Origin of the sequence: Streptomyces hirsutus, assembly GCF_001418415.1 — a bacterium.
Taxonomy (GTDB): Bacteria; Actinomycetota; Actinomycetes; order Streptomycetales; family Streptomycetaceae; genus Streptomyces; species Streptomyces hirsutus.
The window spans coordinates 18086-30815 of the sequence record NZ_LIQT01000072.1; the positions used below are offsets into that span (position 1 = coordinate 18086).

The 12730-nt window shown below is 70.3% G+C and carries 9 protein-coding genes and 3 pseudogenes; 6 read left to right on the top strand and 6 right to left on the bottom strand.

The genetic code is table 11. The features are described 5' to 3' along the window. Positions 1 to 313: 313 nt before the first annotated feature. From AOK11_RS06490 to AOK11_RS06500, 3 genes are all read right to left on the bottom strand, one after another. Positions 314 to 1384: a zinc-dependent alcohol dehydrogenase family protein gene (locus tag AOK11_RS06490; protein WP_055592672.1), complete on the bottom strand. Its 1071-nt coding sequence runs from the start codon at positions 1382 to 1384 to the stop codon at positions 314 to 316. 670 nt (positions 1385 to 2054) lie between these two features. Continuing rightward, entirely contained in the window at positions 2055 to 4454 is a 2400-nt protein-coding gene (locus tag AOK11_RS06495) for a glycoside hydrolase family 65 protein (RefSeq protein ID WP_055592673.1), read from the bottom strand. A 75-nt stretch (positions 4455 to 4529) separates the two neighbouring features. Further along, positions 4530 to 5393, bottom strand: a complete 864-nt coding sequence (locus tag AOK11_RS06500) for a universal stress protein (RefSeq protein WP_055592674.1) — start codon at positions 5391 to 5393, stop codon at positions 4530 to 4532. Positions 5394 to 5666: 273 nt separating this feature from the next. On the opposite strand from AOK11_RS06500, the gene AOK11_RS46370 reads away from it, so the two are divergent. Both AOK11_RS46370 and AOK11_RS06510 read left to right on the top strand, forming a co-directional pair. Continuing rightward, the gene (locus tag AOK11_RS46370; protein ID WP_338058915.1) at positions 5667 to 5867 is read left to right on the top strand and encodes a hypothetical protein; all 201 of its coding nucleotides are present in this window, start codon (positions 5667 to 5669) and stop codon (positions 5865 to 5867) included. Between the two features lie 277 nt (positions 5868 to 6144). Further along, on the top strand, positions 6145 to 6831 hold the full coding sequence (locus tag AOK11_RS06510; RefSeq protein ID WP_107098511.1) for a CBS domain-containing protein: 687 nt from the start codon (positions 6145 to 6147) through the stop codon (positions 6829 to 6831). 56 nt (positions 6832 to 6887) lie between these two features. Here the strand turns inward: AOK11_RS06510 and AOK11_RS39240 are convergent. Further along, positions 6888 to 7285 (bottom strand): annotated as a pseudogene (locus AOK11_RS39240) (pyridoxamine 5'-phosphate oxidase family protein); the annotation flags it as partial. 498 nt (positions 7286 to 7783) lie between these two features. Between AOK11_RS39240 and AOK11_RS06515 the strand changes: the two are divergent. The 4 genes and pseudogenes from AOK11_RS06515 to AOK11_RS44570 all read left to right on the top strand — a co-directional run bounded on the left by AOK11_RS06515 (position 7784) and on the right by AOK11_RS44570 (position 10937). Then, the gene (locus AOK11_RS06515; RefSeq protein ID WP_055592676.1) at positions 7784 to 8662 is read left to right on the top strand and encodes a universal stress protein; all 879 of its coding nucleotides are present in this window, start codon (positions 7784 to 7786) and stop codon (positions 8660 to 8662) included. Between the two features lie 69 nt (positions 8663 to 8731). Continuing rightward, positions 8732 to 8941 (top strand): annotated as a pseudogene (locus AOK11_RS44565) (AAA family ATPase); the annotation flags it as partial. 476 nt (positions 8942 to 9417) lie between these two features. Then, a complete protein-coding gene (locus AOK11_RS06520) occupies positions 9418 to 10473 on the top strand; it encodes an alcohol dehydrogenase catalytic domain-containing protein (protein ID WP_055592725.1) in 1056 nt (351 codons plus the stop codon). A 347-nt stretch (positions 10474 to 10820) separates the two neighbouring features. Then, positions 10821 to 10937, top strand: coding sequence for a flavodoxin domain-containing protein (locus tag AOK11_RS44570; protein WP_240497242.1), 117 nt, complete (start codon positions 10821 to 10823; stop codon positions 10935 to 10937). A gap of 109 nt (positions 10938 to 11046) precedes the next feature. On the opposite strand, the gene AOK11_RS06525 is transcribed toward AOK11_RS44570, so the two are convergent. Together AOK11_RS06525 and AOK11_RS06530 are read right to left on the bottom strand one after the other, a co-directional pair. Then, on the bottom strand, positions 11047 to 11793 hold the full coding sequence (locus AOK11_RS06525) for a hypothetical protein (protein ID WP_240497243.1): 747 nt from the start codon (positions 11791 to 11793) through the stop codon (positions 11047 to 11049). Between the two features lie 552 nt (positions 11794 to 12345). After that, positions 12346 to 12696: pseudogene (locus AOK11_RS06530) on the bottom strand (transposase); the annotation flags it as partial. Between the last annotated feature and the right edge of the window lie 34 nt (positions 12697 to 12730).

Consider the following 12730-nt stretch of genomic DNA (forward strand, 5'->3'; position numbering starts at 1 on the left):
GCTGTCATCGCGGCCGCACGAGAGCCGGGGCCGGCAAGTCTCCGCCCGGGACCGAAGGTCCCGCATACGGCCTGTCCCACTCCATTCTTTCCCCGGACGGGCTCGCCCGCCGCCCCAGGCGGTCCGCGCGGCGGGAATCGCCCGTGGCGAGCCCGAGCCCGAGCCCGAGCCCGAGCCCGGCGGCGGCCGCCCGCCGGGCCGTGTCGTCGTGGTCGATCTGCACCGCCGCCGGATCGGCCCCTGCAAGACCGTCGCGCGGCCACGGGGTCCCGTGCCGCCGCAGCACCCGGCCCCGGACGCCCACTCCCTTTTATCAGGACGCCCGGACCGCCAGGACGTCGTGCTGCTGTCCGCCGAGAACGACCTTGAGCGCACCGGTGTCGGCGGCCCGTGAGAAGACGTCGTACGCCTCTTCCATATGGTCCAGGGGGAACGTGTGGGTGACCAGGGACGCCGTGGGCAGGCGGCCGGCGGCCAGCATGCGCAGCAGCATGGGAGTGGAGTGCGTGTCGACCAGGCCGGTGGTGATCGTCACGTTCTTGATCCACAGGTCTTCGAGGTGCAGTGTCGCGGGTTTTCCGTGCACGCCGACATTGGCCACGTGCCCGCCCGGCCGCACCATGCGCGTGCAGGTCTCGAAGCTCTCCGGCACCCCGACCGCTTCGATGACCACGTCGGCGCCGAGCCCTTCGGTGAGGTCGGCGACCAGTTGCTCGGCTTCTTCCCCCGCGGAGGCCACGGCATCGGCGCCAAGGCGCTTGGCGGCCTCCAGCCGGGGCGGGGCGAGATCCACGGCGATGATCTTCTCGGGCGTGTACAGCCGGGCGGTGGCTATCGCCGCGAGCCCGATGGGCCCCGCTCCGACCACTGCGATCGTGTCTCCGGGCCGTACGCGCCCGTTCAGGACGCCCACCTCGTAGGCGGTGGGGATGATGTCGGCCAGCAGGACGGCGTCCTTGCTGTCCACCGCGCCGGGAAGGGGGTGCACGGACAGGTCCGCGTACGGCACACGGACGTACTCGGCCTGGGTGCCGTTGATCAGGTGGCCGAGGATCCAGCCTCCACCGCCGCGGCACTGTCCGTACGCCCCCTCCCGACAGAAGCGGCAGCGGCCGCACGCCGTGATGCACGAGACCAGGACGCGCTCGCCGGGGCGGACACCGTGTACGTCGCTGCCCACCTCGACGACCTCGCCGACGGCTTCGTGCCCGAGCACCGTGCCGGGGCGTACCTCCGGCACATCGCCCTTGAGGATGTGCAGGTCGGTCCCGCAGACGGTCACGGCGTCGACACGGACGATCGCGTCGGTGGCCTCCTGCAGGGCGGGGTCCGCGATCTCCTCCCAGGCGGACTTGCCGGAGCCTTGGAACACGAGTGCTTTCACAACGATCCCTTCCGGGCAGCGGTCGTGGGCAACACCAGCGGCCGGTGCCCTGCGCACGGCCACCCGCAGCCCCTGGACTCGTCGGCGCCGAGGATGGTCGGGGCACCGTGAGGTGGCCATTCGAACGGAGTGACCTCGTCCCTCCAGCCTGCCCGTGACGGCCGCCGTCCGCATGGGCAGACGATCCCCACTGCGGGACCGTCGGGACCGTCGGGCCCGGTATGCCGGCCCCGGCCACCGCTTGTGCACCAGGGCTGAACTGCCAAGGCCGGACGTGACGGGTACGTCGGACGGTCCCCTGAGGCCGCCCGGTAGGACCCTGAGGGATTCCGGGCGCAAGGCGGGATAACGGGAGCAGGGCGGGATGAAAGGTCGTGATCCGGATGAACAGCCGGGGCAGCTCGGCGCGGAGCCGCCGTCCGCGGGTACGGCGGCCACCGAAGCCGCCCTGCTCGGTACCAGGACCGCGCTCGCCTTCCCGGGTCTGACGTTCGCCGTCGGCGTTTCGCACAGGGGCGGCTCGTCCAGGGGCGGTACGAGCAAGGAAGCTGTGAGGGAAACCGGGTCGGACCACAACGGGGACCCAAGGCCCCGGCTCCAGGGGCTGGTTGTGGTACGCCGTGCGGTCCGGCCGGCCTCGACGGACCGTGGACGCTTCGAGTCCGGTGGATCAGTCCTCCGGCAGGAGCAGCGTGCAGGTCTCTCCTGGCGCGACGGTGACGGCCCGGTCGGTCAGGACGACGCGGATCGGCGCCTCCTCCGAGCCGGGCACACCGATCCGCAGCTTTCCGGGGCGCAGCCGTACGCTGATGCCCCAGTGGCCCCGGTAACGCAGTGAGAATCCGTACTCGGACAGGGCCGGTAGCGGCACCGGGTCCAGCCGCAGGGCGTCCTCCCTGGTCTCCAGGCCGGTCAGGCCGCGCTGCACCAGATCCAGGCTCCCCGCCATGGCGCCAAGGTGGATGCCCTCGCCGGTCGTGCCGCCCTGGAGGTCGGCGACATCCTGTTCCAGGGCTTCCTGACAGTACGTCCATGCCTCGGCCCGGCTGACCCGTGCGAGGACCCATGCGTGGACGAGGCTGCTCAGGGTGGAGCCGTGACTGGTGCGCTTGAGGTAGTAGTCGACGGTCCTGCGCCAGATCTCGTTGCCCACGTCGTAGCCGAGGCGGCGGAACAGGTCCCGGAGCTCGGCGGGCGAGAAGAGGTAGCCGAGCATCAGGACGTCGGCCTGTTTGGAGGCTTGGTAGCGGTTGACGGTGTCGCCCTCGGCCTCGAGGATCCGGTCCAGCCGCCGGATGCTGTCGTAACGTGCGCGGTAGCCGTCCCAGTCCAGGTCGGCGAGGTCGCCGTAGCCGTCGAACTGGCTGATGACCCCCTGGTGGAAGGGAACCAGCAGCCGCCGGGAGATGTCCTCCCACTTCGGGAGTTCGCCGCTGTCCAGCCCGATGCGCTCGAGCACCTCCTGCCGACGCCATACCGGAAGTCTCCGCACCAGTTCCAGGGCGCGGCTGAGGACCCAGGCGGCGGTGACGTTGGTGTAAGCGTTGTCGTCGATGCCGGGGCGGGCGGCGTCCGGGTAGCTGTCGTGGTACTCGTCGGGGCCGACCACGCCGCGGATGCGGTAGCGGCCGATGTCCGGGGCGAATTCCGCGGTGTCCGCCCAGAAGCGGGCGATCTGCAGCAGCATCTCCGCGCCCTTGGTGTGCAGGTACTCGGTGTCGCCGGTCGCTTCGCAGTACTGCCACACGTTGTAGGCGATCGCCGAGCCGACGTGGTGCTGGAGCCGGGAGTTGTCGGGCAGCCAGCGCCCCGAACGGGGGTTGAGATGCAGTTGCTGGGTCTCCTCACGCCCGTCGCTGCCGCTCTGCCACGGGTACATGGCCCCCGCCCGGCCCACCTCGCCCGCCGCACGGCACGCCTGCGGCAGGCGCCGGTGCCGGTAATTCAACAAGGCTCGAGACACTTCTGGAAAGTGCAGGTTCAGGAAAGGCAGCACGAACAGCTCGTCCCAGAAGACATGACCCCGGTACGCCTCGCCGTGCAGTCCCCGGGCCGGCACTCCCACGTCCAGCTCCGCGGTGTGCGGGGAAAGTGTCTGCAGTACGTGGAACAGATGCAGCCGCAGTACGCGGCCCGCCTCACCGGGCACCCGGATGTCCGCGCGCCGCCACAACCGCGCCCACGCGGCGACGTGGGAGTTCACGAGCGCAGTGAAGTCCCCGGCCGCGGTCACCCGGTCGACGGCATCCCCGTACGGGTCGTTGATCGCCAGGTCACGCGAGGTGTGCAGGGCGACGATCTTCTCCACGACGGCAGGCTGTCCCGGGGCGACCGGTATCAGCAGCCGGTGTACCGCACGGCGGCGGGACGGACGAACCTCCGACGAATCGGGCGGCGGCCCGATGACGACCGTGCGGGCCGCCATACCGATGCCGACGTCGGAGGCGCTGGTGCGGCACCGCAACCACGTCGTGTCGGCTCCGACAGCACCGGTCCGTACGTGGGCCAGATGGTGCCGGTTGAGGGACCGGTAGCGGTGCACGTTGCCGTTCATGACGCCGCCGTCGAGGACGGACTCGACCTCTATCCGCCCCGACCGCTCCTCGGCCGTGAAGACGGTCCGCAGCGTGGCCAGGTGAGGATCCGCCATATGCACCAGGCGGATCTGCCGCACGCCCAGCACCCCTGCCTCGGTGTCCCGGTAACGGAACGTGCGCGTCAGTGTGGCACGGCGCAGGTCCAAGATGTGCCGGTAGTCGAACGGCTGTCCCGCGTCGGGAGAGAACCAGGGGCCCGCCGATCCGTCCGCCGAGCGGAAACGGAACCGCAGGAGCAGCCAGTTCGGAAGATTCACCAGGTCCTCGTTCACCACCTGCCGTCCCGCCACGGTCGACTCCAGGCGGTTGTACACTCCCGCCGCGTAGGTGGCCGGGTAGTGCACCAGGCCCGCCCTGCACTCGGGCACGGCGCCGCGGGTGGCGAAGTAGCCGTTGCCGAGCGTGCACAGCGATTCACGCAACCGCTCGGCAGCGGGGTCGTATCCCTCGTACTCCCAGGTCCATTCCGGCATCCGTCGCACTCGTCCTCTCCTCGGGAGACGCTCTCCTCGACGAGCCGTGCGGGAGCGCGGCCCGAGGACCGGAGTTCAGGCCCGTTGCGGGACGACGGCGACCGGGCACTCGGCGTGATGCAGCAGGGCGTGGGCGACCCTGCCGAGTTGCAGGCCGAAATGGCCGTGCCGCCTCAGCTCACCCACGACGATCAGGTCGGCGTCGGCCGATGCGTCCAGAAGGACCGTGTGAGCGGGGCCTTCGACCACTTGCCGATGGACGTCGACCTGCGGGTGCTCCCGTACGGGGGTGCGGAGTGCGTCGGTGAGAAGGGTGGAGGCTCGTTCCTCATGGACACCGGCGGTGTCGTCCCCGTCCCCCTGCTCGTGGGCGGGACGGCGCCAGGCCCGTACGGCATGGAGCTCGCAGCCGCGTTTTTCCGCCTCCTGAAAGGCGAACCCCACGGCGGCCGGGCTCACGGTGGAGTCGCCGACGCCGACCACGACACGGCCGAGGGAGCCCTGGCGATTCCGCTTCCCGCCACGGACCACGACGACCGGGCAGACCGCACGGGCGGCAACCGCGAGACTCACCGATCCCAGCAGCATCCCGGCGACCTCTCCGCGGCCTCGGGAGCCTGTGACAAGGGCGAAGGATTCAGGACCCGCGTGCAGCAGCACGGACACGGCGTCCTCGGGCAGCACCTCGCTGGAGACCTTCAGCTCCGGATGGCGCAGCCGGACGCGTTCCGCGCACGAGGCGGCGATGTTCTCCGCCATGATCACCCCGGACGGGGAGTCGGTACTGATGGAGGGAAGACGTCGCTCGTACCGCTCCCACAGGAAGCCGTGGACAAGCCGCACCGGCAGCCCGTGGTGCGCCGCCTCGTCCGCTGCCCAGTCCACCGCCTCCAGACTGGAATCCGACCCGTCGACGCCCACGACCAGCGGGAGTTCCATCGTCCCCACCGCCTTTCTGCCCGGTCACCGCGAGAATCCCCTGTAAACACCGTCGCACCGCCCTCGGCCCACCGCGACACATGCCTCGGCTCCCGGAGTTGTCTTCGCCCGGGTTGCGCCACGCCGGTTTGCGGCGATCGTGGAGTCATGCGGCCGGCAGGAGGACACCGCTGGATCCGCCCTCCGCAGCCATGGCCCGGCCGCGTGCCGAGGCGTCCGTGGCCGGACAGGAGCCCGGCTCCGCTCCGAGGTCGCGGAGAAGGGACGGCCATCATGGTCATGCGGACCGGCGTCTTCGGCGTCATGACCAGGGAGCATCGCGAGCAGTTCATCTCACTCGCTCGTGAGGTGTCGTTCGCGGAAGGCGGGCGCATCCTCAACGAGGGCGACAAGGCGGACCGCCTCTGGACCCACCCGCACGGGCACGGTGACTCTCGGCCTTCACGCGCCGGGACGGCGGGCAGCGGTCGTTGAGGCATTCGGTGTCGGAAGACCGCTGGGCTGGTCCTGGCTGGTCCTTTGCCGTCACTGGAAGCCGGGCCGGGGCCGGCAGCCCGGTGCGTGCCCACGAGTTCGGCGCGGCGACGGTTCGTGAGATGTGCGCGAAGGGCCCGAGGCGGACTCACGAGCTGTGCGCTCATGTCTCCGGCGTGCTCGCGCGCCGGCTCCGGTCCGCCCGGGTGCGACTGCTCGACCTGCGTGCGCCCTACGGTGCGGACGAGGTTCCCTGAACGAGACGAGGTGCTTCGAAGTGCCGCATACTCCGCACATCGTGAGTGATGTGATGACCCAGACGGTCGTGGCTGTCGGACGCGACGCGCCCTTCAAAGAGATCGTCCGGACCCTGGAACAGTGGAAAGTCAGTGCCATGCCCGTCCTCGAGGGCGAAGGCCGCGTGATCGGTGTCGTCTCCGAAGCCGACCTGTTGCCCAAGGAAGAGTTCCGTGACAGCGACTCGAGCCTCTTCGAGCAACGCCGGCGTCTGTCCGATGTCGCCAAGGCCGGGGCGGCGAAGGCGGAGGAACTCATGAGCACCCCAGCCATCACGGTCCACCCCGACGTCACCCTGACCCAGGCAGCCAGGATCATGGCTGTCCGGCGCGTCAAGCGTCTGCCCGTGGTCGACGACGTCGGCATGCTCCAGGGCATCGTCAGCCGTGCCGATCTGCTGAAGGTGTTCCTGCGGTCCGACGAGGACATCGAGGAGGAGGTTCGCCGCACCGTGGTGTCCTCCCTCTTCCCGGCCTTCAGCCACGCCGTCCATGTGAAGGTGCACGAGGGAGTCGTCACCCTCCGCGGGCACATCCGCGACACCTCGCTCATCTCGGTCGCCGTGCGCCTCGTGCGTGCCGTGGAGGGCGTCGTGGACGTCGATCCCCAACTCACCGGTGAGTCCGCCACTCCGGCCGGACCGGGGGCCGAACCGGCGTCGGAATGAGGCACCGTGCGGTCGAGCACGGTACGTACCGGGCAGGCGAGTCCGGCAGGCATTCCTCACGCGACCGAAGCAATGCGGTGCCCGGTGATGCGTGTGGGCTCGATCGGCACCCACATCTCGCGTTCGCCCCCGGCCACGGCTTGGTGTGGGCCAGGTCGGTCGGTCTCCGTACAGCGTCGGGCTCGGTGACCATCCGCGCATGTCCGGCGACGAGTACGCTCCAGCCCTGGCTCATGGCCTCCTCCACATGGTCGACCTCGAAGGCGACCTGTGATCCCGCGGCCGCCGCGGGGAGGGACTTCGGCGCGGTGCGGAACGCGATCCCACCGTTGATGACGTCGTAGTTGACCGGAACCACCGCCGGGCCGTCAGGTGTCGACACCGCGAAGCGTCCCACGCCGTGTGGGGAGATGCGGGCGCGGCATTCCTCGGGGTCCAGGTCCCGCGGCTGAGGCCGGAACCCCGTCTTCGATACGGTGGCGGACCTTGCCAGTGAGTGCGGCCAGTCGCTCGGAGGTCACCGCCCGTGGTGCAAGGGGTTTCCGGATCGGAGGTGCTGCCGACGGAAGCCCGGCCGGGTCAGTGGCGCATCCGAAGGGCGCACGCCCGTAGCGACGGGGCTCCGAAATCCCCGTTGTCCAGCCGCATCGCCGAGCCGGTCGCAAGGCCCGGGTCCCACAGCACGCGGGCCGCGACACGGGGCCCCTCGACTCTCAGGCCGGACTTCATGCCCGTCCGTTCGCCGCCGTTTCGCGGACCACATGCGCTGCGAGGAGATCTGGGGTACTCCTCGATGGAGAAGCGTCGTGCCCAACGCATCGACCAGACGCTCCTACGGCGCACGGAGCACGCCCCAGGATCGGCCTGCACGGCCCCGACGCTCGGGGCACCGGCAGCCTGACCGCAGCCCCACACCGTTCTCCCGGCTTCGTACGAGACGGAGGCAGTCGCCATGGAACGAGTCCTCACCGTGGGCCTAGACGGCTCACCCGAGAGCCTTGCCGCCGCCCATTGGGCCGCCGACGAAGCCCAGCGGCGCAAACTCACGCTGCGACTGCTGCACGCATGGCCCCTGCTGGCACCGGAACCGACCGGCGTCCCCGCGGAAGTGGACCAGAACTACTGGGCGAAGCGGCTCGTGCACAACGCCCGGACGGAACTCCAGGCGCACCACCCGGGCCTCACCGTCGTCGGCAACCTGGTCGCCGACGACGCCCAGGGCGCACTGCTCCGAGCGGCGTCGGAGTCCGAGATGCTCGTGCTCGGCTCGCGCGGCCTGACTCCCGTGGAGAGCTACTTCCTCGGCGACATCAGCATGATCGTCGTGGGACGCGCCGAGCGGCCGGTGGTCCTGGTACGTGCCGAGGAGCGGGCGGAAAGGCCCTCGACACCCGAACCAGGTGCGACAGGCGACGTAGTGGTGGCACTGAAACTGCACGCCCCGTACGACGAACTGCTCGATTTCGCCTTCACCACCGCCGCGGCGCGGAGCTTGCCGCTCCGCGCCGTCCACGGCCGCGGCACTCCGCTCCACGCGTACACCCCCTGGGGCGTGGACCACACCGTGACCCAGGAGATCGTCCAGGAGGCGCAGAAGGACCTGAATCAGGCGCTCCGTCCCTGGCGCGAGAAGTTTCCGGGCGTGAGCGTCGCCGACACCATCCGTCTCGACAGTCCTGCCAGGGCCGTTGTAGCAGCCGCAGAGGACGCCGAACTGCTGATCGTCGGCCGACGCAAGCACCACCCCAACCTGGGACCGTACCTGGGCCCGGTGGCCCAGGCCGCCGTTCACCACGCGCACTGCCCTGTCGCCGTCATCCCCCATGACTGAGCCGAGCTCGGGCAGCAAGCCGTTGATGTCGGAGCGGCGGGCCGACGCGTCCGCACTCCGGCCCGGTGCCGCCTCACCAGCCGCGCACCCGGGGCGTCCGATGCAGGTCCCGACGTGGCCACCGTCATGGCGGCCATGGAACCGCCGTGGTGGGAAGCCGTCAAGGCCGAAACGAGCGGGCCCCTGGAGACCGCCGTGGTCCAGGCACTGGCAGCGATTCGACCCCACGCCGATGGCCGGGCCCCGGTCTTCCGTCGCCCCTGCACGGAGCCGGACTGAGGGCTCGCAGAGAATCAACCTGTTGCTTCCCGTGATTCAGCTCGTCGGTGTGGTGTGCGCGTTTCCGAGTCGATCTGGCGGGGCCACGCACCGTATGCCCGTCACGGCCTCGAGCGAGGAGGCCGCCGTGGCTGAACCGAGACCTCCTGACCCTGGCGCGGCGGGCCGTGGCTGCTTGCTTCCTCGCCCCCTTCCCGCTGCTCGCGCAGCGCTGAATCCACTTCCCGAGGGACCGCCCAGGACCGCCTGGGAACGCGGCCGCGCCCAGCCGACGGCACCTCGGTCGGGGTGTACTGGGAGAACCGCCCCGGCAGTGACTGGGCGAAGGACCCTGCAGCGGGCCGGGCGAGAGTGCTGTACCGAACAGGTCCGCCATTGCGGCCCAGCCGCACACGGGTCCGCCAGTCCCAGTTGCCCGAACGTGCTGTGAGAGCGACGGTGGAGGGGCAGCCGGGGGAGTCAGGGAGTGGGTGATCATGCGAGCACTCGTCTACCACGGCCCCGGACGGATTGCCTGGGACAAGGTCATGGATCCGGCGATCGAGGATCCGACCGACGCGATCGTGCGCGTCGACGCCACCACCATCTGCGGCACCGATCTGCACATCCTGCACGGGGAACTCCCCGAAGTGAAGCCCGGAACGGTCCTCGGCCACGAGGCTGTCGGCGAGGTGATGGACGTCGGCCGCGAGGTCCACTCCATCAGCCCGGGCGATCAGGTGATCGTGTCGTCCGTCACGGCCTGCGGCCACTGTCAGCCCTGCCGGGACAACACGTTCGGACAATGCCGCGGCGGGGGCGGGTGGATGCTCGGGGATCTGATCAACGGCACCCAGGCCGAGTTCGTACGGGTGCCCTTCGCCGATTACTCCACCCGGCGGACGCCCGGCACCCTGGCGCTCGATGACGCCGTCCTGTTCTCCGAAGTCCTCCCCACCGCCTACGAGGTCGGTGTGCGCAACGGACACGTGAGCCCCGGAGACACCGTCGTCGTCGTGGGCGCCGGTCCGATCGGACTCGCCGCGGTCATGACCGCGCGGATCTACTCACCGCGCAGAATCATCGCGGTGGACCTGTCCTCCTCCCGGCTGGAAGCCGCCGGCCGGCTGGGAGCCGACGCCGCCGAGCTGCCCGGACGGCTGATGGCCGATCTCGCGGACGGACCCGGCGCCGACGTGGTCATCGAGGCCGCCGGAGCTCCGGACAGCTTCGTCCTGTGCACCCGGGCCGTCCGCTCGGGCGGGCACATCGCCAACATCGGCATGCACGGCAAACCGGCCACACTGCATCTCGAGGCGCTGTGGCGCAAGAACGTGACGATCAGCACCGGCCAGGTCGACACCTCCTCCACGCCCTGGCTGCTCGACCTGGTGACCTCCGGACGCCTTCACATCTCCCCGCTCGTCACCCACACCTTCGGGCTCAGCCGGATGGAGAACGCCTACGAGGTCTTCTCCCACGGCACCGACACCGGCGCCCTCAAGGTCGTACTGCACCGCGAAGAGAGCGCCCTCTCCGGTGACCGGCCGTGAGGGCGGACCTGCAGCTCCACCGAGCCGTCCGACTCCCGTGCCCGGACCACCCGCGCCAACGAAGCTGAGCCACCCGACCAACCGGCCGGTACAGGAGCCGCGGTGGGAGTGTCCGGCCTCGCCCGACGGGCGCCGCGGCCGTCCCGGTGGGCAGCAGCCGTGGTCAGATGCGGCTCCCAGGGAGGCCTGTGTCCGCCTACTCCTCAACGTGCCCTGGTGCAACCCGTGGCTGTCTCTCTCGGCGAGTGCTGGACACCGGCGTCCTCGACGCCGGTGCAGCAGGCTGGCCGGCGTCCCTGTCCTGAGCCGCCCTACGGCTGCGAAAAAGCCACAAGGAGGTGCCTCCCATGGGCGTCCTCGTCGGATACGCGACCGTCCACGGTTCCCCCCGGACGATCGCCGAGCGGATCGCTTCCGTGCTGAGCGGTGCGGGACTGAACACAGAGGCCTCGACCTGGACCTGACCACCCGGGCGGTGACGGTGCCCGACTCGCGCGCCCCAGGTGACGACCACGCCGAGCAGCACTCGTCAGCACGCACGGCTGGTGGCTCCGGCCAGGGGCGGCCGTGGGGTCAGTGCTCGCTGGTGGCGATGTAGGTGCCGTGCCAGGTGTGGTCCCACACGGCGCCGGTGGAGGCGTTGACCGACAGCATGCCGGTGATCTTCCCGGAGCGCAGGGTGTGCAGGGTGTAGTAGCCGGGGAACGCCTCGGCCTCACCGGCGGTCAGGTCACCGCCCCGCTCGCGCAGCCACTGCTGGGCGCGGTCCTGGGCCTGGTCGGCGGAGATCCGGGTCTCGGTCCGGCCGCCGCCGTGCATCCCGTAGTCGGTGTTCCACATCATCGCGGGTCCGTACTCGATCCCGGTGTCACCGTCGGCCGGGTCGACGAGGATCTCGGTGGCCGGTTTCCCGTCAGGGTTTTCCAGTTCGGCGTAGAAGTTCTTCGAGAACTGCATGACCTCACCGACACGCAGATCGAGCCGGTCGGCGAAAGCCTCGGCCCGCTGTCGGGCCTGGTCCAGGGTCGTCACCGGGGTGCCGCCGCCCCGCTGCCAGTAGTGCCCGCCCATCATGCCCGGCCCCCACGAGCAGTCCTCGCGGCCCATCATGCCCGGTCCCATGCCGGGCCCCCACGAGCCCCAGTCGTCCCAGTCATCGCCCGACATGCCCGACCTCCAGCAATCGCCGGCGGAGGAACTGGCTGGGGCGGTGGCCGGGTGGAGGGAGGTGCTGTCGCCCGACGCGCATCCGGCGGCCAGAGTGCCGGCCAGCGCGAGGGCCGCCAGCGCGGCGGCGGTCCGCCTGCTCGTGCTGGGCATGATCATCACTCTTCCGGGTCGTTCCTGTCCCGACCGCCCGACCCGGCGGACGCGGGTCTGTCCCCTCCAGCCTCTCTCCGGGCGCAAGGACTGCCCAGGGCCGTCCGGACCCGGCCGGTGCACCGATCGGCCCGTGCATGAGACGAGATCAAGAGCGGTGAGCCGGACGAGGTCAAGGAGCGCCGGGCGCTGAAGTTCATCGCGCTCACGTTCTTCGCGCTCGCTGTCCACGCCACCGTCGAGGGCATCCGCGACCTGATCGGCGGGGAGAAGCCCGACACCTCCCTCGTCGGTATCGTCCTGACCGGCCTGTCGATCGTGATCATGCCGTGGCCGGCGCGGGCCGAGCGCGAGGCGGGCCTGGAGATGGACTTCCCGCTTGGTCGTCGTCGCCGACGCCGCCGAGACCAGGTTGTGCGCCTGGCTGAGCGTGTCCACCTTCGCCGGCCTGCCGGCCTTCGCCCTGTTCGGCTGGACCCGGTCGCCCGGTCGCCGGATTCGTCACGCTGAGGTACTTGTCTCCTCGCCGTAGTTGTACGAGAACAGGGCCGGGGAGGAGTCGATCACCGCCCGCGACCAGTCGAGCTGTTTCGCTGCTCGCAGCCTGGTCGGCAGCACGGCGTGGAGCCGGTCCCGGACGCCGGCCTCGTTCCACGCGGCAGGCCGCCGCCGGCACGTCATGCCCGAACCGAAGCCCAGCTCCTGCGGCAGGTAATCCCGCTGGATCCCGGTATGCAGCACGAACAGGATCCCGCACAGCGCCTGCCGGTCAGGCACCCTCGGCCGGCCGGCTACCCGCTTTGGCCCCGGCTCGGGCAGCAACGGCTCGATCAGCGACCACAGTTCATCCGAGACGGTCCATGGAGGCGACTCCCTCTTCCCTACGAACAGACCAACGAGCATCCAAGCCGACAGTCGCATCATCAGAGACTTCTGT